The organism is Pseudomonas sp. GW822-FHT04H02 (assembly GCF_058800645.1).
The window spans coordinates 378580-401694 of sequence record NZ_JBXAMM010000003.1 but is presented as its reverse complement, the minus strand read 5'-3'; the positions used below and the strand labels follow the sequence as shown (position 1 = coordinate 401694).

The window sequence follows — 23115 nt, the reverse complement described above, 5'->3', positions numbered from 1 at the left end:
GTGCACCATACATCAGGAAGCCCGCATCGAAAGATGCGGGCTTTTTGCTTTCTGCCTTTTTATCCTCCTTTATCTCTTTTGCCCTCCTGGGCTGGAACGGCTTTGCCCGGCGGAAGTCGAATGCAATGCCTGTGAGTCTGTCTCTCCGACTTTTTTCCTGTGCTGTGTGTTTTCTTTTTCTGTCGAGGCGTCGCAGTCTCATAGATTCGGACGTTGCTCAGCTTTATGCCGCAAGCGCTTGTTCTTGCCGCGATTTTTTAACGTTTAAAACCGTCAAGCGGTGTATGATTGCGCCCGTCAGCCCCGCCGGGGCTTGTGGAATACCTCCATGGACTTACCCAGTAGTTACTCAGTATCCCGTTTTAACAATCATGAACTGACTGATTGATCCTTCCGGCGTGCTCCTCTGCTGGGAGTGGAGTTCGCCTATGACCGAAGTAGAAGTAAAGAAAACGCAGGAAAGCCTGCAAGACCGCCTGGCTCAAGTCGTCGAGCTGCTGCAGCGCCAGCGGGTAGTTGAAGACCTGACGCACCGTCAGGAAGGCCATCATCATGACCGGGTCGAGAACCTGGTCCATCGGCAGAACCTCGTCGAGTTGCAACGCAAGCTCGATGATCTGCACTCTGCTGACGTTGCCTACATCCTTGAAGCCTTGCCTCTGGAAGAGCGTCTGACCGTCTGGCAGTTGGTCAAGGCCGAGCGTGACGGCGACATCCTCCTCGAAGTATCCGATTCCGTACGTGAAACCCTGATCGCCGACATGGACGATCACGAGCTCCTGGCTGCCGCCAAGGAGATGGACGCTGACGAACTTGCTGACCTGGCCCCCGAGCTGCCGCGAGACGTCGTCCATGAGCTGATGGAGGCTCTCGACGGCCAGCAGCGTGAGCGCGTTCGCTCCGCGCTGTCCTATGATGAGGAGCAGGTCGGTGCGCTGATGGACTTCGAGATGGTGACCATCCGCGAGGATGTCAGCCTGGAAGTGGTCCTGCGTTATCTGCGTCGTCTGAAAGAATTGCCAAGCCACACCGACAAACTGTTCGTGGTGGACTACGACGGCGTGCTCAAAGGGGTGCTGCCGATCAAGCGTCTGCTGGTCAATGACCCGGACAAGCAGGTCGCCGAGGTCATGGCCAGTGATCCGGTGAGTTTTCATCCGGATGAAGATGCCTACGACGCGGCTCAGGCGTTTGAGCGTTATGACCTGATTTCGGCCCCTGTGGTCGACAAGAACGACAAGTTGATCGGTCGTTTGACCATCGACGAAATGGTCGACCTGATTCGTGAGGAAAGTGAGACCGAAGTCCTCAACATGGCCGGTCTGCGGGAAGAGGAAGACATCTTCGCCTCGGTCTGGAAATCCCTGCGCAACCGTTGGGCCTGGCTGGCGATCAATCTGATTACCGCGTTTGTCGCGTCCCGGGTGATTGGGCTGTTCGAGGGCTCGATTGAAAAGCTGGTGGCGTTGGCGGCCCTGATGCCCATCGTTGCGGGTATCGGTGGCAACTCGGGTAATCAGACTATCACCATGATTGTCCGGGCAATGGCCCTGGACCAGGTGAGCACTGGCAACACCTCGCGCTTGATGCGTAAAGAGCTGGCCGTAGCCCTGATCAATGGCCTGGTCTGGGGTGGGGTGATCGGTGTCGTGGCGTACATGCTCTACGGGAGCTGGTCGCTGGGGGTGGTCATGACTGCTGCCATGACCTTGAACCTGCTGCTGGCGGCGCTGATGGGAGTTCTGATCCCCATGACCCTGGCGCGCCTGGGGCGTGATCCGGCGATGGGCGCTAGCGTGATGATCACCGCCATGACTGACAGTGGCGGCTTTTTCATCTTTCTCGGCCTGGCGACCATTTTCCTGCTTTGAGCCGTTCTTCCCTGTTGGTTACCGACGAAGCGCCTAAATGGCGCTTCGCTGCTTTTGGCGGGGCAAAAAAAAGCCAGCGACTAGGCTGGCTTGAGCTTGCGAGATGCAATCAGGTGGCGTCTGCGGCCATTTCAGCGTCATGGGCGATCAGCGAAACCAAAGCGTTTTGCTGGCGATGTGAGAGTTGGCGGAAACGTTGAAGCAGTTCGCGCTCATGCAAGGACAGTTCGGGGCTGTCCAGGCGCATGCTCAGCTCTTCACCCAAGGCGCCTTCCTGAATAAGACTCTGTTCCAGGCGCGCGATGATTTCGGAGTTCATGCTGCGGTGATGATTGCGAGCCACCTCGGCAATGCGTTCACGCATCCCGTCGGGTAGACGTACGACGAACTTGTCAGCCGTACGGCTGGAATAAATTGCCTGTTTCAATGGGCGCATATATTTAACCGGTTAGTTCAGGGGGAGCGGTTCTCGGAATTGGCCGCGGGCTGTCTTTTAGGACAAGCCTGAATGCCAAATGTTCAACCTGAATTGTTAAGAGGCCCGCATCATGCCTCAAAATTGCCAGATCCTTGGCGTCAATTCTGTGACAAATATTGAACTGGATAAAGGCGTTATGCCAGCACCAATTATCAGAAATGCGGACTGGTTTGAAAAGTTCGTCGGGTCCGCGTTGCTGGCCGCATTCTCCCATCCTGCGGGAGTGTCAGTGCACCGACGAAGGTGCATGCTATGCGGGTGAAAGTGTAATCCCTACCTGTCAGAGGATAGTGGCAAATGGCCGATTTACTAGTTGTGCTCTGCGGAGCAGCCACCCATGCCGGGTAGGTTGATCTACTTGATGGGGCCTTCAGGGGCCGGCAAGGATAGCCTGATTGATGCGGCCCGGCAGCCTTTAAGTGCGTTGGGCTGTGAAGTGGCAAGAAGGGTGATCACGCGCTCTGCCGAGTCGGTGGGAGAGGAGGCGATTGAGGTCACCGCCGAGGAGTTCGCGGGACGAGTAGGCCGGGGGGATTTCGCTTTGTTCTGGCAGGCCAATGGCCTGGGTTATGGGATTCCCGTGGTGATCGATAGCTGGTTGGCGCAGGGGCGCAATGTCCTGGTCAACGGGTCCAGAGGCTATCTGTCCAGGGCGCGAGCTCGGTATCCCGATCTGATTCCGATAGTTCTGACGGTTGATAACGAAGTATTACGCCGTCGCTTGCTGCGTCGGGCCAGGGAAAGCCTGCCGGAGATAGAAGAGCGCCTGCAGCGTAATGAACAGTTTGCCCATGCCGGCTGGCTGGATGAGGAGGGAGTGGTTCGCCTGGATAATTCTGCCGAATTGCAGGTTACCTTGAGTCGCCTCTTAGGCATATTGCAAGAGCACGGTATCAGCGCAATACAGGGTCGAACTTGATCTTGCGGCCAGCCAGCAGTGCCAGCAGGAACAGGCCGAACAGTGAGCCGCTGATGATCAGTGGCGCGCTGCCCAGAGGTTCTTCAGGCAGGAACACAGCGGCAATGGCGCTGAGTAGCGTCAGAACAAGCAGGCTTTTGGCGGCGGTGGACATAAATGGCTCCTGTAGTCTCGGTCTCAAAATACCCAGCGTTCAGTGGGTGCGGCGGCTGGCTGTTGCGAGGCTTTTCCCTGGGTAACCCGGGTCACTGAGCCAGGCTCAATCTGGGTGTTCATGACTGCCAGCTGGGGTGCCAGGCGTTGCTGGTAATGGGCGAAGGATGTCCCGCCAGGGGCAGCGTCATCTGCAGGTTGAAAGTGAAAGGCCGCCAATACGGCGATGGCAATCGCATTCAAGAGCAACAGAGCGCTATTCATGGGCGGCATCTCCTCAGTGTTTATCCACTGATTAAGCAGCCTGCGTGCCAAGAGTTTACCTGGCGATAAAGTCTTTAAAAACAATATGTTGAGCTGATTTTTAAAGTCTCTTGAATTGCATTTTGCAATGATGGCTTTTTGCAGTGATGCAATTTGCACGACGCGGCATCGAAGCAGCGGGGCGAGCCTGATGCTTCCTGCAAAAAGCCCTATGGATCACATGACAAATGCAGCCTTGGCCGTTAACATGCACGCCGTCCTTCGCGCCGTGCCGCAATGGCGCTCGCTGTTTTGTCTCAGTAGCTCAATTGGATAGAGCATCCCCCTCCTAAGGGGAAGGTTGGCAGTTCGAACCTGCCCTGGGACACCATATAATTCGTATCTTTCTGGGCTGATCCCTGCGCGGTTGATCTGTTCTTGGACCCCGGAGCGAAAGAATAAAGAAAAGCCCCACCGGGCGATCCTCGGGCGGGGCTTTTTTGATTTCGTCTATCCGAGGGGCACGTTAAACAACGGGCTCTTTTTCTTGTATTGGTGACAGCCTGACCAGCGTGGGGCTACGTGCTTGTGAATAGGGCCACAGTGAGTGTTTTTGATGGCCTGCAAGGATTCACGTTGTTTTGCTGATCTGGCTGCTTGTCACCAGGGCCAGAAATGTCAATCCGCTACCGGACAGAGCGCCGGCAATCCCTTCCAGTCGACGCTTGCCCACACTCCGCTGCCGGGTGCAAGCAACTGGCTCAGCTTCGCTTCATTGAATGAAGTTCCCAGCGAATCGGCTCTGAATGCGGCTATCCATTGCTGGCGGCCCAGCATGAAGGCCTTGCCGAAGTCTTCCCAATCGTTGAAGCAGTCCTGGGCCCGCTGGGCGTTGAGCAGCATGATGCGCCACCCTGTTTCAGGTTCGAGCCAGCTCATCAACATGGCGCAACGGACAAAAAATGCGCTGCGCACGCAGGCGAAGGCCATGGCTGCTCGCGGGTCGTCGCTGGGATTCAGGCCATGCAGGTCAATACGAAACCACTGGCGCTCCAGGGTGCCATTGAGGTGGACGCAGACTTCGTCGTCGGTGGCGTTGCTGCGAAAACCGATCTGGTGCAGCAACGAGGCCCGCAGGGTGCTTTTCGCCTGATCCATGAAGTGGGTGGTATCGGGGTCGTAGAAACCGGTCATTCCGGTGGCATCGACCATGGGTTGTGCCAGTGTTAGTGCCCAACGCTTACGTGGTGTGAATACCACTAGGGATGTTCCCGACGGGCGGCGAAAGTGACGCCAGCCCAGCCAGGCGCCGAATAGCACGACAATTACCGTCATCATCTGCGTATTACCTGCTTCTGTTTTGCCATGTGCTGATTTCTTCGGCCAGGGATGGGGACATATCTGACCAGGGCACGCCTTCGGTCCGATACTGCGGGTCCTCGGCCTGACGTGGTGGCAAGGGGGTTTTCTTGAAGATGTGACGGGTGGCGTACTTGACGGTCGGCGCCTGGGGCGCGACCTCCAGCAGCAGGTCGGACTGGCGTGCCGCGACCAGCCACTCGACCATGGCCGAAGGGGCTTCCAGCCGTCGGAACAACTGTGGGTAACGGGCCACCAGACGGGTCTGGGTTTGAGGATCACTGACTTCTTCGATACGCAGCCAACCCGCCTCGGTACGCACTATGCCGATGGCAATGCAGTCGGCCGGGGTCTGTTGGTCGGTACCCAGGGTGTTGAGAAAGCGCAGCAGGTCGTGGAAATAACGTTCGACGGGCGGGCGGTTCTGCTTGCCTTTGACCTGCTCCACCGTCAGTGCACCGTCGTCCTGGATGATCAGGCTGACGGTGATGTGGGGTTGGCCTTGAGCATCGCGCAGGCTGAACACGCGCATGCTCTGCTGTTCCACCGCTTCGGCGTAACGCTCTCCGTAGCCGCCGGTCAGGGCCCGACGGTCGGCGAACTGCCCGAGGCAATGGCGCATCACGTAGCTTTCAAAAGCCATCTCGGCCCGCAACAGCGGGCTTTGCGGGCGCAGTTCGACCCAGGTGTGCTCGGCACAGGTAAGGGTCACGGTCAGGGCTTGGGCAGAGCTCTGGCGCCATCCCTGATCGACCCGGGCCGCCATTTGTGCATGCTCCCTTTCCCACAATGCCAGCGCTTGCGGGCAAGTGATGCGATCCAGCTTGCCCTCAAGAGCCGTGCCTTTGCGTGAGGTCAGGAACTCCACCAGTTGGGCTTCCTGGTGCAGCAGCTGCGGCTCCTGCGGGTCGATCCAGACCAGGGGCGCCAGGGCTTTGGCGGGGTCTTCGGATTGCGCCTTGGCAGCGCGCTCGAAATAGCCGTTCACCCAGGCCGGCACCGAGTCGCTACCCAGGGCCGTACAGGCGTCATCCAGGGACTGGATGCGTCGTGCCGGTTCGAAGTTGCCTACCAGATGGCGATAGAAGTGGTTCAACAGCCAACCCTGCACTGCTTGCTCGTCCCTGCGCTGCTGGCTGCGCTGGGTGATACCGCGTTTCTGTTCATCGGCATTGAGCAGGTTGCGCGGGGCGTAGCTGGGGCTGCGCTTGTCGGCGCTTACTTCCATATCTGCCACCAGTTTTTCTTGCCAGCCGGTTGAGCCGGGGCTTGCAGCTCGCTCAGAATTTGCTCGATCCGGGCACGGCACCGGATGTCGTAGTCATCGTCCGGGGCACACAGGGCCAGGGTGCGTGCGCAGTAGTCAATGGCTTCGGCGGCGCGCCCCCGGGCCTTGAGGAAGTCCACCGAGGCGGACATGACCGAGACCTCGTTCAGGGACAGTACCGCCGGCTGGTAACGCTGCCAGAGGCTGTCGGCGTTGTCCGGATGGGCATGGGCCAGGTAGCGTGCGACCTGGATCCGGGCAAACAGCGCCGAGCTGTCGAGTTGCTGATCGCTGACGCCTTGCTCTTCCTGCCACTTGAGCAGGCGTTCGAGCCAGATGAGGATCTCATTGTCGCGATCGAGCTTGTACAGGGCGTACGCCACCGAGGCTACGTATTCATCCGGGTTGTGGCGGCTGTAGCCGAACTCGGCCGAATAATGCCAAAGCTGTTCCGCGGCATCGATAATGCCGGGCAGATCCTCCAGGCTGATACGCGCACTGAGCAGCCCGTTGTAGTGTTCGGCGAACGGGCTGGCGGCGATGCCCCTTGTATGCAGTTCGATGGCGTCTTCGTAGCGAATCGGGTTGTAGTAGCGGTAGTTGATCGCCAGGTTGTTGCAGAGCATGGAATACAGGTGCGCGCAGGCATCGTAGGGGTGGCCGCTGCCGCTGGCGAAATAGCGCTCCATATGGGCCTGGCCCTGCTCGTAGGCATCTCTCTGGGCTTCGCGCAGCAACGCATAGGCCTGGTCCCGGGCGTCCGGGGGCAATTTGTCGGCTTCTGCTTCGGCCAGATCTTCAATGCCCAGTGCGTAGTTGTAGGCGTGCTTGCCGCAGGACAGGACGGGCTTGGGCGCTTTGAGTGCCTCGATAATCCCCTGGCTGTTGATCCGAGCGGCAAACAGCGAAAACGCACTGCGGTTGTCTTGCATGCGGCCCGCCTGGATGGCGGTTTGCAGCAGGCTGACTTCAGTGGCCGCATCGATCAGGCCGTGCTCAGCGTCATGCACGGCTGCCAGGCGGGTGATCCAGGGGTGATCGGGCGCACGACGCACCGCTTCTGCACGAGCTTCGGTATACAGCGCGTCGCCAGCTTGCAGGTCCTCCATGGCCAGGGAGAGGGCGGCCAGCAGTGGCGTGGCAGACTCGCTGGTTTCGATACTTGGCAGTGCTTGCAGGAAGCTCTGCAGCACTTCCTCGGTGATACAGGCACGCATCACGCAAATCGGCCACCAGGCACTGCGCTCATCAGGGTCCTGCAGGCGATCGAGTACCAGGCGGGCGGTGGCTGGCCATAGCTCGGTTTGCCGGTCATAGACATCGATGAATGCGCGAAATCCGGCTTCGTCGATGCGGCCAGCTTCCATCAGCCAGGGCAATTCGTATTCGATAAAGTTGTTGCCCCCGTCGGAATCCAGGCTCAGGGCTGCGGCATTGCAGATCTTCAGGGCGCCGGCCAGGTCGCCCTGGGCGTGCAGGGCGCGGGCCGCCAAGCGTGCAGTGCGCACTTCCCATTCGCGGCGCTGGGGCAGGGAGCGGCCAGCGGTCAGTTGCGCGATGGGTTGCTCGAACAGTGCCAGGCGCAGCGGAATGATCTCGATCAGCGAGTTGCCCAACCACAGCCAGTCGCCTTCATCGATATCCTGGTCCGGGCCGGCGGTACGTACGGCGTTGACCGCCTCCAGGGCTGCACTACGGGCCTCTTCATTGCGGTCGTGGTAGGCCAGGACTCGGGCGCGGCGCTGATACTGATCGGCGGCATCCCAGGCACGCAGGGCCGCGCGGGCAGGGTTGCCCAAGGTCAGGGCGTAGCGCACTTCGATGGTTTTCAGTGCTATTTCACAACTAGCGCGTTCCAGATCGTCGAAGATCCGATAGCGGCGGTAATGCTCGACATTGAAATCCAGGGTTTGCGTGGCCATCTGTTCGAGCTGTCCGAGCACTTCGATCAGGGTTGGCTCGTCATCGAGGTAGTTGGCGACCCGCAGGCGCAGGATAGCCAGGTTCATCATCAGCTCGGCGCGGGCCGACTCTGGGGCGGCTTGTACAAGAGCGTCGCCATCCCGATCGATGACGGCCCGGGCTGCCGCTGAATCACCGGCCTGCATCCACAGGGTGTGCAGGCGGTCGATGGACGCCAGGGAGTCGGCCTGCAGCGGTTGTGCCTGCAACTGAGCCAGCAGGGCATCGGTTTCCTGTTCTTGCTGTTGCGCCTCCAGGCGGTCCATGAACTGTTCCAGTTCAATGCCGGTTATCGCACTGCTGTTATGCGCCATCGTTAACTCCATTTGATAATGACCTGCGCATCACGTGATGCACTGCCTGGCAGACCGGCACTTCCTCGTCGTTGGTACCTCCGTGGGGTGTCATGCCGATCCTTCGACACCCGGGTCGCAAGCCTGAGACGCTTGCGACTGATGGACCCTTTATTGCGCGGCAGACCCTCTGCGATGCAGGGGCATTTCCGGCAAGAAACGATCGAGGCTGTGAGGCGCTGCACGCTATCAGGTGATGTTTCAGAATCCAAGGTTTGAGCGTGCAAACGGGCCTCTTTTACGGCTGAGTACACGGGCTGGTCGAGACTTGTGTAATCCGCGGTGAAATGCCGCCCGTCGGCTATAAGGGAATGCGTAATCCGGCCGATAACCTCAGTGGACAATTGTGTTCCCAAGTGGCGGCCTGGATCACAGGCCGACCGGAAAGTGCTTGATAGCCCGTGGCCAGCAGCTATTATCTGCGCGCCAAAAACAGGCTGCGAAGCCGGGTGGGTCCTGCTGTCTTTGGATTGATCTTCTTACTTGCCTGGAATCTTCGATGCTGGCGTACCACCAAAAGAGCTTTTTGATCGTCGATGATTTCTCGGACTTCCGCAGTTCGGTGCGTTCGATGCTGCGTGAGCTGGGCGTCAAGGATGTAGACACCGCCGACACTGGCGAGCAGGCCCTGCGCATGTGCGCGCAGAAGCGCTACGACTTCATCCTCCAGGACTATCACCTGGGCGACGGCAAGAAAAACGGCCAGCAGGTGCTCGAAGACCTGATGCTGGAAAAGCTCATCAGCCATGAGAGCGTGTTCCTCATGGTCACCGCCGAGAGCAGCCAGGCCATGGTGCTCAGTGCCCTGGAGCATGAGCCCGATGCCTACCTGACCAAGCCTTTCAACCGCTCCGGTCTGGCCCAGCGCCTGGAGCGCCTGCAGCAGCGCAAGACGTTGCTCAAACCCATTCTCCAGGCCCTTGACCGGGGCAAGCCGGTGGAGGTGCTCAACGCCTGCATCGCCCTGTGCAAGCAGGACCCGCGTTACGCGCCGTTATGCTTGCGCTACCGCGCCGATGCCCTGCGCGACATGCATCAGAACGAGGCCCTGGAGCGCCTGTACAACAGCATCCTGGCGGACCGGCCGCTGCCCTGGGCCTACGTCGGGCTGGGGCGCCTGCTGTTCAAGCGCGGGCAGGTTGGCGAGGCCAAGGCGGTTTATGAAAAGGCCTTGAAGGCCTTTCCGATGATGCCGGGCCTCTATGACGGGCTGGCAGAGGTGCTGGTAGCCGAAGGCGATACCCAGCGGGCCCAGAACGTGCTGGAAGAGGCGGTGCGCCTTTCTCCCCTGGCCGTGCGGCGCCAGGCATTGCTGGGCAAGCTGGCCATGGCCAACGAAGACTTTGACAGCGCCTCCCGGGCCTATCGCCAAGCGGTGTCCCAGGGCGCGCAGTCGCGTTTCAAGGACCCGGAAAGCAACCTCGGGCTGGCCCATGCCCTGATCAGCAAGGGCAGCGAGAGGGGCCTGGACACGCGCACCCGGCTGGAAATCAACCAGACCCTGAGTGCCGTGGCCAAGGAGAATCCCACTGACCCGGGCCTGCAGATTCGCGCGCGGCTGATGAAGGCCACGAGCCTGTTGCTCAATGATGCCGAGACCGCGGAAAAACTCACCGAGCAGGCGCTGTTGCGCCTGGACGGCATGGAGCAGTTCATGAGCCCCGAAGCGGCGCTGCTGGTGGCCAAGCAACTGCAGATGCTGGGGCAGGCCAGTGCCGGTGCTTCGATGCTCAAGAACTGTGCGGAGATCTATGGTGACGATCCGAAGGTCATGCAGAACATCGCCAAGCTGACCGACGACCCGACTATCCTCAGTTCTTCCAATGCCGCCGCCGATATCAACCGTCAGGGCGTGCGCAGCTACAAGGGCGGCAACCTCGCGGAAGCGCGGGAGTTGTTCCGCAAGGCCCTGGCCATGCAACCGAAGAACATCAGTATTGCCCTGAACATGGCCCAGTCGCTGCTGCACGGCGCCGACGCCAATCCGGACGCGGCACTCCTGGAAGAATGCCGGGCGTGCCTTAAATTGGTGGGCATGATGCCCGATACCGACGCGCGTTATCCGCGCTATCAGAAGCTGCGAAGCAAGGCGTTTGGCCAATGATCGAAAAGCAACAGGTGCTCGACTTTTCCACGGTGATCGCCTCCACCGTACATGACATGAAGAACTCCCTGGCCATGCTGATGCAGGCTCACGCCCAGTGGCTGGCGCGCTTGCCCGAGCAGCAGAATGCGCCAGAGCAGGGGGTGATCGACTATCAGTTCGCCCACCTCAACGGCATGCTGGTGCAACTGCTGGGGCTGTACAAGCTGGGGATCAACCAGCTGCCGTTGCAGCCGGCCTACCACGAACTGGATGACTTCATCGAAGCGCAACTGGTGAGCCACCAGGACGTGTTCAAGAGCCGTGGCATTTCCGCCGCCTATGAAGTCGATCCGCTAAGCCCCCTGGGGTTCTTCGATCGTGAGCTGATCGCCTCGGTATTGGCCAATTGCATCAACAATTCCATTCGCCATGCACGTCATGCCCTGCTGATCAGCGTCAGTGATGAGGAAGGGCAGGTGGTGCTGTCCATCAACGACGATGGCGAAGGCTATCCCCAAGGGATGATCGAGCGTCAGGCCGACTATGTGCAGGGCATCAATCAAAGCAGCGGCAGCACCGGGCTGGGCCTGTACTTTGCCGGGCGCATTGCCGAATTGCATCAGCGCAATGGCGTGTGCGGCCACACTCGGATCAGCAACGGCGGCCCATTGGGCGGCGGGTTGTTCAAGCTCTACTTGCCCTGAGCCGCGAGTGGTTGAAGGTGTGCCTCGCCCAGTTGCCGCCCGGCCAGGGCCAGGCATTCCAGAAAGGTTGCCAGTGCGACCTTGGGTTCCTGGCCCTGGCGGGTGATGCAGTGAAAGTGCGAGCGGTAGGCCAGGCGCTCGGGTAGCAAGGCGCGCAGTTGGCCTTTGGCCACCCAGGCCGCTGCATAGTGGCTGGGCAGGTAACCCAGGTAGGTGCCGGAGAAAATCAGCGTGGCGATGGCCTCCATGGCGTAGGCGCTGACGCTCTGGTTGAAGTGCAGGTCATGGGGGCGCTGGTGCTCCGCCATGTAGCCCCGGCTCACATAGTCGGCGGCGCAGATATCTTCCAGGGTCAGTGTTTCGTCGGTGCGCGGGAACAGCGGATGGCTGCTGGCACAGTAGAGGTTCTGTTCCTCCTCGAACAGGTGCTGATAGTGCAACCCCGACAGTTGATGGTGGAAAGCGCCGATGGCCAGGTGCAGGCGTTCATCGAGCACGGCCTGTTCCAGTTCGTCGGGGCGCATCAGGTGCAGGTTCGGCCGTACCTGGGGCAGGCGCCGGCGCAGATGGCCCAGGGCCAGGGACAGGGGGGCATAGGGCAGGCTGATCAGGCTGTCGACACTGCCGATCTGCAACTGCTCGCGGGTGATGGGGCCGAGGCGGTTGGCGTGCTGGCGAAAGCGCTCGATGTCGGCGAACAGCAACTGTGCTGCCTCGAACAGCTCCTGGCCCTGATCGGTCAGCTGAAATCCGCTGCTGCCGCGCCTGCACAGGGAGTAGCCCAGGCGCTCCTCAAGGTCCCGGACCACCACGCTCAGTCGCGACAGGCTGGTGTTGAGCCGTGCCTGGGCTGCGGTGAACCCGCCGGCATCAACGATGGCGCAGAACACCCGCAGCATCCGCAAATCAATATCGGCAAGGCTTCCCAGCATGGGCGCTCCCTCAAGTTGGCGTAGGCGACGTGTCGAGCCTACTCCCTTGTCCTGATTGATGGACACCATGGACCTGTAACAAGGCTGGCGGCCTGCTTGCCCCGCCAGTGGGGGCAGGGCCGGGGATTTTACTCACGCCTGCTTGAAATCCTGAACGGGTGGTGCGTATTTTGTACGGGTCGCCGTTCGCGGCTCGTATAACAACAAGGATTGAGTCATGACAACCGATGGCCACAGTTCACTCGCCGAGCGATTGACGGGCATTGATGAGATCGAATGTGTCACCGCGGATCTCAATGGCGTGCCGCGGGGCAAGGTAATGACCGCCGAGGGGTTCCTCGAAGGGCGGCGCTTGCAGATGGCGCGGGGGGTGCTGCTGCAATGCATCATGGGCGGTTATCCGCCAGCACGTTTCTACGGCAGCGACGACGGCGACCTGGCGCTCAATGCCGACCCCCGGCAGATCCACCGCCTGCCCTGGAGCGAAACGCCCAGAGCGCTGGCTATCTGTGACGCCGATGAGCTCAGCGGCGAGAGTTCGCGGCTCTCCACTCGTGGGCAGCTCAAGCAGGTAATCGCCCGTTATGCCGCCCTGGGCCTGGCGCCGGTGGTGGCCACCGAGCTCGAGTTCTTCGTGTTCGCGGCCAATGACGATCCAGCGCAGCCCTTCCGGCCGCCGGTCGGCCTGGATGGGCGCCGGGAGGAAGGCTATTCGGCGTTCAGCGTGAGTTCCAACAATGGTCTGCGGCCATTCTTCAAGGAGGTCTACGAAGGCATGGCCGCCCTGGGCCTGCCCCGCGATACCTTCATGCACGAGATGGGCGTCAGCCAGTTCGAAATCAACCTGTTGCACGGTGACCCGCTGTTGTTGGCGGACCAGACCTTCCTGTTCAAGCACCTGCTCAAGGAGGTGGCGCTCAAGCACGGCCTGATCGTGGTCTGCATGGCCAAGCCCTTGGCTCACACGCCGGGCAGCTCGATGCATATACACCAGAGCCTGGTGGAGATGGGTAACGGCCGTAACGTTTTCAGTGACGACGCCGGGCAACCTACGGCGATGTTCCGGCATTTCATTGGCGGCCTGCAGGCCGGCCTCGCCGACTTCACCGCCTTGTTCGCCCCCAATGTGAACTCCTATCAGCGCTTGTGTCATCCTTACGCTTCGCCGAACAATGCGTGCTGGTCCCACGACAACCGGGCCGCAGGCCTGCGGATTCCGGCCAGTTCACCGGTGGCGCGACGGGTGGAAAACCGTCTGCCGGGGGCGGACGCCAATCCTTATCTGGCGATCGCCGCGAGCCTGGCAGCAGGTTTGCATGGCATCGAGAACGAGTTGGAGCCAACCGCTGCCATCCAGGGTGAGTTCGAAGTGCCGGACAATCTTTCGTTGCCCTGTACCTTGCATGCGGCCCTGGAGCGTCTGAAACGTAGCCAGTTGGCCAGGGAACTGTTCGGCAACGAGTTCATCGAAGGCTACATCGCTTCGAAGACCATGGAGTTGACCAGTTTCTTTGATGAAATTACTCCCTGGGAGCGGCGTGTGTTAGCGGCCCAGGCATAACCGAACCGTCGCTGGTCGGGCCCCGGTTTGCCGGGGCTCGATACCTCATTCAAGGAGCCGCTCGGAACGCCGATGCGCCAAATCTGGAAATCCTTTCGAGCGCTTTATTTCGCGTCGCTGATGATGCTGATCGGCTCTGGCCTGCTCAGCACTTATCTGGCCCTGCGCCTGGCCGCCGATCATGTCGACGGGCTATGGGTGGGGGCCTTGATGGCGGCCAACTATTTCGGCCTGGTTTTGGGGGGCAAGCTGGGGCACCGACTGATTGCCCGGGTCGGGCATATCCGTGCCTACGCCACCTGTGCCGGGATTGTCGGCGCGGCAGTGCTGGGCCACGGCCTGGTGGACTGGTTGCCGGCCTGGCTGGTGCTGCGGATGATCGTGGGCCTGGGGATGATGTGCCAGTACATGGTCATCGAAAGCTGGCTCAATGAGCAGGCCGACGCCAAGCAGCGCGGGCTGGTGTTCAGCGGCTACATGATTGCCTCTTACCTGGGCCTGGTGCTGGGGCAGTTGATACTGGTCATGCACCCGGCCCTGGGCCTGGAGCTGCTGATGCTGGTGGCGCTGTGCTTTGCCCTGTGCCTGGTGCCGGTGGCCATGACCCGGCGCATTCACCCGGCACCCTTGCGCCCTGCACCCATGGAGCCGCGCTTCTTTATCAAGCGTGTACCGCAATCGCTGAGCACGGTATTGGGTTCGGGGCTGATCGTCGGTTCGTTCTACGGTCTGGCGCCGCTCTATGCCTCGCAACAGGGCTTGAGCACCGAGCAGGTGGGTCTGTTCATGGGTAGCTGCATTTTCGCCGGGCTGGTGGTGCAGTGGCCGCTGGGCTGGCTGTCCGACCGCTATGACCGGGCGCTGCTGATCCGCTGTTTTGCCTTGTTCCTGGCAGTGGTGGCCCTGCCCCTGGCGATCCTGCCTTCGGTGCCGCTGGAGGTCCTGTTTGTTCTGGGCTTCCTGTGTTCCCTGGTGCAGTTCTGTCTCTATCCACTGGCGGTGGCGTTCTCCAATGACCATGTGGAAGGGGATCGACGGGTCTCGCTGACGGCGATGCTGCTGGTGACCTATGGCGTGGGTGCGAGTATTGGTCCTTTGGCGGCAGGGGTGCTGATGAAGTTGTTCGGTAGCCAAATGCTCTACGCCTTCTTCAGTTTCTTTGCACTGGTGCTGGTCTGGCGGATTCGGCCGAAGGCCGTGACCAATCTGCATCAGGTCGACGATGCGCCACTGCATCACGTGGCGATGCCGGACAGCATGTCCAGTTCACCGTTGGTGGCGGCTCTGGACCCGCGGGTTGACGAACAGGTGGTTCAGGACCAGATGCAGAGCGCGCCCGCGCCGGAAGCTGCGCCTGATGAGTCTGTACCGGATACTCCGCAGGCTGCGGACGAACCGCCTGCCGAGGAGTGCGCCCGGGAACACCTCAGCGGGGCCAGGCCTTAGGCGCAAAAAAAAACGGGCAGTTGCCGCAAGGCACTGCCCGTTTTCATTGATGCCTTTGAATCAGATGTCGTCTTTATCGAAGCGCCGCGCTTCACGCTGCAGTTGATAGACGAAGCGTTCGACCTGGCGCTGTACCAGGCCGCTCATGTTGTGGAAGCGTACGCCGGCAAAGGTGGTGTCGATGCGTTCTTCGTGGTGCAGGTAACGCAGTTCCACCGGGGCCGTCATGCTGCCGAAGGGCAGGGCGGCGATAAAGCGCTCGTAAACCTGGCCCAGTTGCAGGCGTGAGGAAATATCGCCGTCGAAACGCAATTTGCAGCCGGTGGCGGAAATGTCCAGCAGCTTGCCGCTGAGGGGCGATTTGAGTTTCTCGCCGCTCAGTTCGATGTCTACCAGTTGTGCCAGCTTCAGGGCGGCACGAAAGGCGTTGCGGCGCTGGTGGTAGACCACTTCGTCCGGCAGGGTGGTGCGGTAGCAGCGGCCGCCGTTGGATTCGTCGAGGGTGGGCAAGCCGTTGCTTTCCCAGGCGATACGTACGCCTTCATGAAAGCCTTCAACGCGAAACGGTTCGCCTGCGAGCAGGAAGCGTTCACCGTCGCGGGGGATCATTTCGTCGAGGGCGATCATGTTGCTATCGCGGTCCACTTCCACCAGATAGCTTTGGAAGCGCTGGCTACGCTCGTGGAAAGTGATGATCAGCGGGTCATGGCTCTCTTGCAGCAACCGCAGGTTGGAAGATATCTCCAACGCAGTGGTGAGCACCTTGGGTGGCTGCGGAGTATCTTCCGCATTTGAGGCGTTGAACACGGTTCATCAATCTCCAGACAAAATACAACTACACGCAGGAGCCAGCATTTTGCCAGCATGTTTCACGGCTTGGTAGCGCGCGCTCATTTTTTGGGTTTAAGCCTGACTGAGTGGGCGTGGCTTCGCAAGCATTGAGGTAGAGCCGCGGGCGTCGTATAGGGCAGGAGGTTCGCCACCATTGAGGATTTTCAGCTGGTTGGCGGTGGTGGCCTGTTGGATCTGGATCGAGCGACCATTGAGCTCGTTGGCAGCTTGGCACTCGGCAAGCAATTGGGTCAGGACATTGCTCTGTTCGAGCAATTGCGCGCCCAGGCTGGAGTGGCTGGCCAGTTGCTCGAGCCCCTCGCGGTTGGTCGGCAGGTTCAGGCTGGCAAGAATTTGCGTGCGCTTACGGCCATGCTGTTCCAGCAAAATGACCAAGGCTTGCTTCTGCGCCAGGATGTCTTCCAGCAGCGGCATGTCGCGGCCGTGGAGGGCAATAGACTCGGCGCGTAGCAGCTCCAGCAAGTGTTGCGCTGGAGCAAGGTCATCGTTGATCAATTGCAGTAGGTTGGTGTCGTGCATGGCTGGCCTTGGGGATTAAGCGTCCAAAAGCCTGGCGCAAGCCTGGGGCTAGCGCTGGGCTTCGAAGTTAAGCAGTTTGCTGGCTACGCGGTTGCTGTCGACCTTATAGCTGCCATCGGCAATCGCTTGCTTCAACTCGGCCACCCGGGCTTTGTCGACGGCAGGCTGATCACGCAGCTTGTCAGTGACTTTCTGCAACTGTTGAGCCTCATTGCTCAGGTGTACCGATTCCCCGCTTTTGCTGGTCTCGGCGGCGGTTGTCAGCGGCGTGGATTTGCCGGCATCACCGGTTTCCTTGCTGGTGCTGGTACGCGTACTGCCTGTCAGTGAAGGGGAGCTGTTTAAACGGCTGAAGTCGATGACCATGATGAAGTAAACCTCTGGGTATTTGGACGCTTGCCATGTTTTCGGCCATACCCTGAAAAACTTTAGGCTCGATTGTCGACAAACCAGGTCAGGTATCTGCGACCCTTTATCGGCCACAGTTTAGGGAACGCACGGCTTGAGCGCCAGCTATCTACATGGCCACTTCCACTTGCCCTGGCGCCGTGATGCGGGCCTTGATCACTCGTTGCGAATTGAGATTCTTGACCCGGATCTGTTCGCTCATGCCGCCGTTGGACAGCGCCTCGCCCGGCATCCGTACATTCAACGTGCCGCTGCGTGCCGATATCACCACTTGATCGCCCTTGCGCACGACTTCCGCCTGCTCCAGATGGGCCAGGGTAACGAGCTGGTCGGCGACCATTGGTCGGACAAGTTTCTGACCAATGGCTTGGTCCACTGAGGTGAGGTAGCCCTGATTGTTCTGGCTGATGTCCCGTTCGCGCAGCACCACGTCTTCCGGTTCGATGATGCCGGCGCGCTTGAGCGGGCGTGCAGTGGTGACCACCTCGCGAAACAGCTTGACCTGCGCCGGCACGAATACCGTCCATGGCGAGGCGCCTTCGCAGCGCACTTTGACGGTGACCCGCCCCAGCGGTTGGGCCGGGCTTTCCAGGTTGGCTGTCAATTCCTTGTCGCAATTGGGCATGCGCATGCGCGGGTCCAGCTGGTTGACCTGGATTTCATAGCGACCTTCCGTTTGACTGGTGGCCAGGTAGTCTTCTACCGTGAATTCAAGAAACCCTTGAGTGACGCCGATAAGAAGATCAGGCAGGGTGACCGAATCAGCAACGGCAGGGTTGCCGGGGTTTAAAATGCACAGAGCCGACAGCCCGCACAGCAAAGTGCGGTAGCGGGATGTCAGGCGTCGGAAAAATGTCGTTTTGGCGTTCATAACAGTTAAAAAGCAAGCGCCGTGCCGTTTAGCAATGAGCGTGCGTCGGATCTTAAAGCTTTGGGGAGTCTGGGCATGGCTGGTGTAATGGATTCGGTGAACCAGCGCACGCAATTGGTTGGGCAGAATCGACTAGAGTTGTTGCTGTTCCGTCTGGACGGTGGGCAGCTCTACGGGATCAACGTATTCAAGGTTCGCGAGGTGCTGCAATGCCCTAAGCTGACCCTGATGCCCAAATCCAGTCCTGTGGTGTGCGGTGTCGCGAATATACGAGGGGCAACCATTCCGATCCTGGATCTGGCAATGGCTACGGGTTCTGGTGGCCTGCAGGACCAGAGCAATCCGTTCGTCATCATCACTGAGTACAACACCAAGACCCAGGGTTTCCTGGTGCGCTCGGTGGAGCGCATCGTCAACATGAACTGGGAAGAGATCCATCCGCCGCCCAAGGGGACCGGACGCGATCACTACCTGACGGCGGTCACTCGGGTGGACAACCAGTTGGTGGAAATCATCGACGTGGAGAAGATCCTGGCGGAAGTCGCGCCGACCTCGGAGGCGATCTCGGCAGGAGTGGTGGATGTCGAAACCCAGCACAAGGCTGTTTCCCTGCGGGTGCTGACCGTCGATGACTCGTCGGTGGCACGCAAACAGGTCACCCGTTGCCTGCAAACCGTAGGTGTCGAGGTAGTGGCATTGAATGATGGCCGGCAAGCGCTGGATTACTTGCGCAAACTGGTGGACGAGGGCAAGAAGCCGGAAGAGGAATTCCTCATGATGATTTCCGACATCGAGATGCCCGAAATGGACGGTTACACCCTCACGGCCGAGATACGTAATGATCCACGCATGCAAAAGCTGCATATCATCCTGCATACTTCGTTGTCAGGGGTGTTCAATCAGGCGATGGTGAAGAAGGTCGGTGCCGATGACTTCCTTGCCAAGTTCCGCCCTGATGACCTGGCATCCCGGGTAGTCGACCGGATCAAAGCAGCAGATCACAGCTAAGGGCACTCGCCCTGGCGGACATAAGATTTAAGAGGCGGCAGCATTGTCTACGGGTAATTTGGATTTTGAACAGTTCCGGGTCTTCCTGGAAAAAGCCTGTGGTATTTTGCTCGGGGAAAATAAGCAATATCTAGTCTCGAGCCGTCTCAACAAACTGATGGAGCAGCAAGGGATAAAAACCTTGGGTGAGCTGGTCCAGCGGATTCAGACCCAGCCCCGCAGTGGTTTGCGCGAGATGGTCGTGGATGCCATGACGACCAACGAAACCTTGTGGTTTCGCGACACCTACCCATTCGAGGTGTTGAAGAACAAGGTGCTTCCCGAAGCCATCAAGGCCAGCCCCAACCAACGCTTGCGCATCTGGTCGGCGGCCTGTTCGTCGGGGCAGGAGCCCTACTCGCTGTCGATGTCCATCGATGAGTTCGAGCGTAGCAACATGGGGCAGTTGAAGATGGGGGTGCAGATCGTTGCCACTGATCTGTCCGGGACCATGCTCAACAACTGCAAGACCGGTGAATATGACAGCCTGGCAATTGGGCGTGGCCTGTCGGCCGAGCGCCTGCAGCGCTACTTCGACCCCAAGGGGCCGGGGCGCTGGGTGGTCAAGGCGCCGATCAAGAGCCGTGTGGAGTTCCGCTCGTTCAACCTGCTGGACAGCTACGCCAGTCTCGGCAAGTTCGACATCGTGTTCTGTCGCAATGTGTTGATCTACTTCTCGGCGGAGGTCAAGAAGGACATCCTGATGCGCATTCATAGCACCCTGAAGCCTGGCGGCTACCTGTTCCTGGGGGCTTCCGAAGCCCTCAATGGGCTGCCGGATCATTATCAGATGGTGCAATGCAGTCCGGGCATCATCTACCAGGCCAAGTAGCCAGCAGATCGTCGTACCGAAAAAGGAGGCCATTGGGCCTCCTTTTTTGTGCCTGCAATTATCTGGCGCGCCGGCTGAAAGCGGCAGAGTGGTTGCCGCTTTGCCGGTGTTTCGCGGAAATCCATTGCCGCTTTTCTGGCATTGCCGCCTTGCCGTCGCCGGCAAACCCTTGAAATACGGGGTTTGATGACTTGGCACGCAGCTTGCTATATCCGAGTTACGAAAAATCAGGTCACCCAAAGGTTTCCGCCATGAGCATCAGCTTCGATAAAGCGCTCGGTATCCACGAACAGGCCCTTGGCTTTCGCGCCAAGCGTGCCGAAGTTCTGGCCAACAACATCGCCAACGCCGATACCCCGAACTACAAGGCTCGGGACCTGGACTTCTCTGCCGTGCTTGCCGAGCAGAATCAGAAGGCCCAGAACGGTACCTTCGCGTTGAACATGACCAACAACCGGCATATCGAAGCCCAGGGCTTGAGCAGTGGTGATGAGTCGCTGCTGTATCGCACCCCGATGCAACCTTCGATCGACCAGAACACCGTGGACGCCCAGCTGGAGCAATCGAGCTACGCGCAGAACTCGGTGGATTTCCAGGCCAGCTTCACGCTGCTCAACAGCAAATTCAAAGGGCTGGTAGCAGCCCTGCGCGGAGAGTAATCCATGTCCCTCGCCAGTGTTTTCAATATTGCCGGTAGTGGCATGAGCGCCCAGACCACCCGTCTGAACACCGTCGCCAGTAACATCGCCAACGCCGAGAGCGTCTCGTCGAGCATCGACCAGACCTACCGCGCTCGTCACCCGGTGTTTGCCACCATGTTCCAGGGTGCGCAAAGCGGCGGCAGCGACTCGCTGTTCCAGAACCAGGACGCTGCCGGCCAGGGCGTGCAGGTACTGGGTGTGGTCGAAGACCAGAGCAACCTCGAAGCTCGTTACGAGCCGAACCATCCCGCCGCTGATGCCAAGGGTTATGTCTACTACCCCAACGTCAACGTGGTGGAAGAAATGGCCGACATGATTTCTGCCAGCCGTTCGTTCCAGACCAACGCTGAAATGATGAACACCGCCAAAACCATGATGCAGAAGGTCCTGACCCTGGGTCAGTGATAAGGGGCGAAGACCATGAGCGTTACTGATACCACCAACGCCCCATCCCTCAAGGATATCCTGGCGAATTCGTCGAAAACGACGAGCAATACCAGCGCCGACGGCCTGGCCGCGGCGACCAACAGCGCCACCGGCAAACAGAGCCTGGGCAAGGACGCATTCCTCAAGCTGCTGGTAACCCAGCTGAACAACCAGAACCCGCTGGATCCGCAGGACAACAGTGCGTTCGTTGCGCAGTTGGCGCAGTTCTCCACCCTGGAAGGCATCACCACCCTCAACTCCTCGGTGAATGCGATCACGGGTAACTACAAGTCTTCCCAGGCCTTGCAGGCTTCGTCCCTGGTGGGGCGCTCGGTCATCGTGCAGACCGGCACTACCCAGGTCGACACCAGCAAGAGCATGACCGGCTCGGTCACCGTGCCATCCAGCGTGAACTCGGTCACCGTGACCGTCACCGACAAGGACGGCAATACCGTCAAGACCATCGACATGGGCAGCCAGAAGGCCGGCAACGCCAGCTTTGTCTGGGATGGCACCAAGACTGACGGCACCAAGGCGGATCCGGGCAACTACACCTTCAAGGCCAGCACCACCATCGATGGCAAGGGCACTGATCTGATCACCTACCTGCCGGCCACGGTCAATAGCGTGACCATCAGCCAAACCGGCGGCGAGTTGATGTTGAACCTCGCCGGCATGAGCAGCCCGATTGCCCTGTCCAAAGTACAAACCATTGGTATCTAGAGCCGACTAACCGGCACAAGGAGTGGAATATGTCTTTCAATATCGGCCTTAGCGGTCTCTACGCTGCCAACAAACAGCTGGACGTTACCGGCAACAACATCGCCAACGTCGCTACCACCGGCTTCAAATCCTCCCGTGCGGAATTCGCCGACGTCTATTCGGCCACCAAGCTGGGCAGCGGTACCCAGGTGATTGGTAACGGTGTGCGCCTGGCCAACGTTTCCCAGCAGTTCACCAACGGTGATATCAACAACACCGGTAATGTGCTGGACATGGGCATCCAGGGCCAGGGCTTCTTCGTGCTGAGTACCAATGGCTCCCTGACCTACACCCGTGCCGGTACCTTCAAGACCGACAAGGAAGGCTACATCACCAACAGTGACGGCACTGCCCGCCTGCAAGGTTATGCGGTCGATGCCAACGGCAAGATCATCAACGGTGTGCTGACCGACCTGCGGATCGATACTTCGAACCTGGCGCCAAAGCCAACCGACTCGATCTCCTCGACGATCAACCTGAACTCCGATTCGACGCCGATCGATGTGGGTGCGACCACTCCGGCCTATGTGTTCAATCCGACCGACAACACCACCTACACCAAGCAGTTCAGCACGCCTGTGTATGACACCCAGGGCAACAAGCACGTCATGGATCAGTACATGATCAAGACGCCGAACGCCAATGAGTGGCAAACCTACACGCTGATTGATGGTCGCAACCCGGACGGTACTGCGTTCACCATGGCCAACCAGTCGCCGATCACCATGAAGTTCGACTCGTCGGGCAAGCTCAGCAGCATGACCCCGCCAGCTGCGCCTGGGACCACGCCGTATACCATTACCGGTAACAGCATTGTCATGTCGGCTGCGGCCTGGACCCCGGGTACCGTCACTAACGGCGTGTTCACTCCCAATGGCGCCAAGCCTGCACCTAACGGTGTCAGCATCGACATGACCAAAACCGGTTCGGTGTTTGGCGAAAGCACCCGCTCGGTGATCGCGCAGAACGGCTACTCCACTGGCCAGATCAGCAGCCTGACCATCGATGGCACCGGTGTGATGCTGGCCAACTTCAGCAACGAGCAGACCAAGCCGATCGGTCAGATCTCCCTGGCCAGCTTCACCAACGAGCAGGGCCTGCAGCCGGTAGGCGGCACTCAGTGGAAAGAGACCTACTCGTCCGGTATTCCTGGTTATGACGCGCCGAAGACTGGCACCCTGGGGGCGATTCAGTCCAACTCCCTGGAAGAGTCCAACGTCAACCTGACCAACGAACTGGTAAACCTGATCAAGGCCCAGAGCAACTATCAGGCGAACGCCAAGACCATCTCCACCCAGAGCACCATCATGCAGACCATCATCCAGATGACCTGATGCTGGTTGGCTGAAACGCTTTACGAAAA

General features: G+C 59.6%; 24 protein-coding genes and 1 tRNA gene. 13 read left to right on the top strand and 12 right to left on the bottom strand.

What is annotated here, in order from left to right; genetic code table 11:
* A partial coding sequence (locus tag AC1RMG_RS14105; RefSeq protein ID WP_493169442.1) for a hypothetical protein occupies positions 1–202 on the bottom strand: 202 nt, incomplete at its 3' end.
* 226 nt (positions 203–428) lie between these two features.
* On the opposite strand from AC1RMG_RS14105, the gene mgtE reads away from it, so the two are divergent.
* Positions 429–1871, top strand: coding sequence for a magnesium transporter (gene mgtE / locus AC1RMG_RS14100; RefSeq protein WP_011062760.1), 1443 nt, complete (start codon positions 429–431; stop codon positions 1869–1871).
* Positions 1872–1980: 109 nt separating this feature from the next.
* Here mgtE and AC1RMG_RS14095 read toward each other — a convergent pair whose 3' ends face one another.
* Entirely contained in the window at positions 1981–2307 is a 327-nt protein-coding gene (locus AC1RMG_RS14095) for an Arc family DNA-binding protein (protein ID WP_003204761.1), read from the bottom strand.
* A gap of 379 nt (positions 2308–2686) precedes the next feature.
* Here AC1RMG_RS14095 and phnN point away from each other — a divergent pair, with 379 nt between their 5' ends.
* Entirely contained in the window at positions 2687–3268 is a 582-nt protein-coding gene (gene phnN / locus AC1RMG_RS14090; RefSeq protein ID WP_123431326.1) for a phosphonate metabolism protein/1,5-bisphosphokinase (PRPP-forming) PhnN, read from the top strand.
* On the opposite strand, the gene AC1RMG_RS14085 is transcribed toward phnN, so the two are convergent.
* The gene (locus AC1RMG_RS14085) at positions 3243–3422 is read right to left on the bottom strand and encodes a PA3371 family protein (RefSeq protein ID WP_041119533.1); all 180 of its coding nucleotides are present in this window, start codon (positions 3420–3422) and stop codon (positions 3243–3245) included. The genes phnN and AC1RMG_RS14085 overlap by 26 nt on opposite strands.
* Before the next feature lie 23 nt (positions 3423–3445).
* Positions 3446–3844, bottom strand: a complete 399-nt coding sequence (locus tag AC1RMG_RS14080; RefSeq protein WP_230493578.1) for a hypothetical protein — start codon at positions 3842–3844, stop codon at positions 3446–3448.
* Positions 3845–3978: 134 nt separating this feature from the next.
* Here AC1RMG_RS14080 and AC1RMG_RS14075 point away from each other — a divergent pair.
* Positions 3979–4055: transfer RNA gene (locus tag AC1RMG_RS14075), tRNA-Arg, on the top strand.
* 287 nt (positions 4056–4342) lie between these two features.
* Here the strand turns inward: AC1RMG_RS14075 and AC1RMG_RS14070 are convergent.
* The 3 genes from AC1RMG_RS14070 to AC1RMG_RS14060 are packed head-to-tail and all read right to left on the bottom strand — an operon-like array spanning position 4343 to position 8566.
* A complete protein-coding gene (locus tag AC1RMG_RS14070; RefSeq protein ID WP_072442765.1) occupies positions 4343–5002 on the bottom strand; it encodes a DUF1266 domain-containing protein in 660 nt (219 codons plus the stop codon).
* Between the two features lie 7 nt (positions 5003–5009).
* A complete protein-coding gene (locus AC1RMG_RS14065; protein ID WP_123472880.1) occupies positions 5010–6251 on the bottom strand; it encodes a hypothetical protein in 1242 nt (413 codons plus the stop codon).
* The gene (locus tag AC1RMG_RS14060) at positions 6242–8566 is read right to left on the bottom strand and encodes a hypothetical protein (protein ID WP_492575165.1); all 2325 of its coding nucleotides are present in this window, start codon (positions 8564–8566) and stop codon (positions 6242–6244) included. Before AC1RMG_RS14060 ends, AC1RMG_RS14065 begins: the two co-directional genes overlap by 10 nt.
* Before the next feature lie 538 nt (positions 8567–9104).
* Between AC1RMG_RS14060 and AC1RMG_RS14055 the strand changes: the two genes are divergently transcribed.
* Positions 9105–10709, top strand: a complete 1605-nt coding sequence (locus AC1RMG_RS14055; protein WP_015636670.1) for a tetratricopeptide repeat-containing response regulator — start codon at positions 9105–9107, stop codon at positions 10707–10709.
* Positions 10706–11395 carry a sensor histidine kinase gene (locus AC1RMG_RS14050; RefSeq protein ID WP_493169438.1) on the top strand — a complete coding sequence of 230 codons (690 nt, stop codon included), beginning with the start codon at positions 10706–10708 and terminating at the stop codon, positions 11393–11395. The genes AC1RMG_RS14055 and AC1RMG_RS14050 overlap by 4 nt, the downstream gene beginning before the upstream one ends.
* Here AC1RMG_RS14050 and AC1RMG_RS14045 read toward each other — a convergent pair.
* A complete protein-coding gene (locus AC1RMG_RS14045) occupies positions 11383–12327 on the bottom strand; it encodes a LysR family transcriptional regulator (RefSeq protein WP_161466145.1) in 945 nt (314 codons plus the stop codon). The genes AC1RMG_RS14050 and AC1RMG_RS14045 overlap by 13 nt on opposite strands.
* A 319-nt stretch (positions 12328–12646) precedes the next feature.
* Here AC1RMG_RS14045 and AC1RMG_RS14040 point away from each other — a divergent pair, with 319 nt between their 5' ends.
* Both AC1RMG_RS14040 and AC1RMG_RS14035 read left to right on the top strand, forming a co-directional pair.
* Complete coding sequence (locus tag AC1RMG_RS14040; protein ID WP_169892267.1) at positions 12647–13888, top strand: glutamine synthetase family protein; 1242 nt, start codon at positions 12647–12649, stop codon at positions 13886–13888.
* Between the two features lie 72 nt (positions 13889–13960).
* Positions 13961–15334, top strand: a complete 1374-nt coding sequence (locus AC1RMG_RS14035; RefSeq protein WP_011062750.1) for an MFS transporter — start codon at positions 13961–13963, stop codon at positions 15332–15334.
* 60 nt (positions 15335–15394) lie between these two features.
* Here the strand turns inward: AC1RMG_RS14035 and AC1RMG_RS14030 are convergent, their stop codons facing one another.
* From AC1RMG_RS14030 to flgA, 4 genes are all read right to left on the bottom strand, one after another.
* Positions 15395–16141, bottom strand: a complete 747-nt coding sequence (locus tag AC1RMG_RS14030; RefSeq protein ID WP_123431321.1) for a flagellar brake protein — start codon at positions 16139–16141, stop codon at positions 15395–15397.
* Positions 16142–16237: 96 nt separating this feature from the next.
* Complete coding sequence (locus tag AC1RMG_RS14025) at positions 16238–16705, bottom strand: flagella synthesis protein FlgN (RefSeq protein WP_011062748.1); 468 nt, start codon at positions 16703–16705, stop codon at positions 16238–16240.
* Positions 16706–16753: 48 nt separating this feature from the next.
* The gene (gene flgM / locus AC1RMG_RS14020; RefSeq protein ID WP_011062747.1) at positions 16754–17071 is read right to left on the bottom strand and encodes a flagellar biosynthesis anti-sigma factor FlgM; all 318 of its coding nucleotides are present in this window, start codon (positions 17069–17071) and stop codon (positions 16754–16756) included.
* A 151-nt stretch (positions 17072–17222) separates the two neighbouring features.
* Positions 17223–17984 (bottom strand): flagellar basal body P-ring formation chaperone FlgA, encoded by a 762-nt coding sequence (flgA, locus tag AC1RMG_RS14015; protein ID WP_011062746.1) that lies wholly within the window; start codon positions 17982–17984, stop codon positions 17223–17225.
* 75 nt (positions 17985–18059) lie between these two features.
* Between flgA and AC1RMG_RS14010 the strand changes: the two genes are divergently transcribed.
* The 6 genes from AC1RMG_RS14010 to flgE all read left to right on the top strand — a co-directional run bounded on the left by AC1RMG_RS14010 (position 18060) and on the right by flgE (position 23086).
* On the top strand, positions 18060–18992 hold the full coding sequence (locus AC1RMG_RS14010) for a chemotaxis protein CheV (RefSeq protein WP_011062745.1): 933 nt from the start codon (positions 18060–18062) through the stop codon (positions 18990–18992).
* Positions 18993–19035: 43 nt separating this feature from the next.
* Positions 19036–19863, top strand: coding sequence for a protein-glutamate O-methyltransferase CheR (cheR, locus tag AC1RMG_RS14005; RefSeq protein WP_011062744.1), 828 nt, complete (start codon positions 19036–19038; stop codon positions 19861–19863).
* Between the two features lie 251 nt (positions 19864–20114).
* Positions 20115–20522, top strand: coding sequence for a flagellar basal body rod protein FlgB (gene flgB / locus AC1RMG_RS14000; RefSeq protein ID WP_011062743.1), 408 nt, complete (start codon positions 20115–20117; stop codon positions 20520–20522).
* A 3-nt stretch (positions 20523–20525) separates the two neighbouring features.
* The gene (gene flgC, locus AC1RMG_RS13995) at positions 20526–20969 is read left to right on the top strand and encodes a flagellar basal body rod protein FlgC (RefSeq protein WP_011062742.1); all 444 of its coding nucleotides are present in this window, start codon (positions 20526–20528) and stop codon (positions 20967–20969) included.
* A 15-nt stretch (positions 20970–20984) separates the two neighbouring features.
* A complete protein-coding gene (gene flgD / locus AC1RMG_RS13990; protein ID WP_011062741.1) occupies positions 20985–21713 on the top strand; it encodes a flagellar hook assembly protein FlgD in 729 nt (242 codons plus the stop codon).
* A 29-nt stretch (positions 21714–21742) separates the two neighbouring features.
* Positions 21743–23086, top strand: coding sequence for a flagellar hook protein FlgE (gene flgE / locus AC1RMG_RS13985; RefSeq protein WP_011062740.1), 1344 nt, complete (start codon positions 21743–21745; stop codon positions 23084–23086).
* Positions 23087–23115 lie beyond the last annotated feature (29 nt).

What these genes read in the sequence shown, in the direction of transcription:
- mgtE (WP_011062760.1), top strand. Translation starts at nt 429, where the DNA reads ATGACCGAAGTAGAAGTAAAGAAAACGCAGGAAAGCCTGCAAGACCGC.
- AC1RMG_RS14095 (WP_003204761.1), bottom strand. Translation starts at nt 2,307, where the DNA reads ATGCGCCCATTGAAACAGGCAATTTATTCCAGCCGTACGGCTGACAAG.
- phnN (WP_123431326.1), top strand. Translation starts at nt 2,687, where the DNA reads ATGCCGGGTAGGTTGATCTACTTGATGGGGCCTTCAGGGGCCGGCAAG.
- AC1RMG_RS14085 (WP_041119533.1), bottom strand. Translation starts at nt 3,422, where the DNA reads ATGTCCACCGCCGCCAAAAGCCTGCTTGTTCTGACGCTACTCAGCGCC.
- AC1RMG_RS14070 (WP_072442765.1), bottom strand. Translation starts at nt 5,002, where the DNA reads ATGATGACGGTAATTGTCGTGCTATTCGGCGCCTGGCTGGGCTGGCGT.
- AC1RMG_RS14065 (WP_123472880.1), bottom strand. Translation starts at nt 6,251, where the DNA reads ATGGAAGTAAGCGCCGACAAGCGCAGCCCCAGCTACGCCCCGCGCAAC.
- AC1RMG_RS14060 (WP_492575165.1), bottom strand. Translation starts at nt 8,566, where the DNA reads ATGGCGCATAACAGCAGTGCGATAACCGGCATTGAACTGGAACAGTTC.
- AC1RMG_RS14055 (WP_015636670.1), top strand. Translation starts at nt 9,105, where the DNA reads ATGCTGGCGTACCACCAAAAGAGCTTTTTGATCGTCGATGATTTCTCG.
- AC1RMG_RS14050 (WP_493169438.1), top strand. Translation starts at nt 10,706, where the DNA reads ATGATCGAAAAGCAACAGGTGCTCGACTTTTCCACGGTGATCGCCTCC.
- AC1RMG_RS14045 (WP_161466145.1), bottom strand. Translation starts at nt 12,327, where the DNA reads ATGCTGGGAAGCCTTGCCGATATTGATTTGCGGATGCTGCGGGTGTTC.
- AC1RMG_RS14040 (WP_169892267.1), top strand. Translation starts at nt 12,647, where the DNA reads ATGACCGCCGAGGGGTTCCTCGAAGGGCGGCGCTTGCAGATGGCGCGG.
- AC1RMG_RS14035 (WP_011062750.1), top strand. Translation starts at nt 13,961, where the DNA reads ATGCGCCAAATCTGGAAATCCTTTCGAGCGCTTTATTTCGCGTCGCTG.
- AC1RMG_RS14025 (WP_011062748.1), bottom strand. Translation starts at nt 16,705, where the DNA reads ATGCACGACACCAACCTACTGCAATTGATCAACGATGACCTTGCTCCA.
- flgM (WP_011062747.1), bottom strand. Translation starts at nt 17,071, where the DNA reads ATGGTCATCGACTTCAGCCGTTTAAACAGCTCCCCTTCACTGACAGGC.
- flgA (WP_011062746.1), bottom strand. Translation starts at nt 17,984, where the DNA reads ATGAACGCCAAAACGACATTTTTCCGACGCCTGACATCCCGCTACCGC.
- AC1RMG_RS14010 (WP_011062745.1), top strand. Translation starts at nt 18,060, where the DNA reads ATGGCTGGTGTAATGGATTCGGTGAACCAGCGCACGCAATTGGTTGGG.
- flgB (WP_011062743.1), top strand. Translation starts at nt 20,115, where the DNA reads ATGAGCATCAGCTTCGATAAAGCGCTCGGTATCCACGAACAGGCCCTT.
- flgC (WP_011062742.1), top strand. Translation starts at nt 20,526, where the DNA reads ATGTCCCTCGCCAGTGTTTTCAATATTGCCGGTAGTGGCATGAGCGCC.
- flgD (WP_011062741.1), top strand. Translation starts at nt 20,985, where the DNA reads ATGAGCGTTACTGATACCACCAACGCCCCATCCCTCAAGGATATCCTG.
- flgE (WP_011062740.1), top strand. Translation starts at nt 21,743, where the DNA reads ATGTCTTTCAATATCGGCCTTAGCGGTCTCTACGCTGCCAACAAACAG.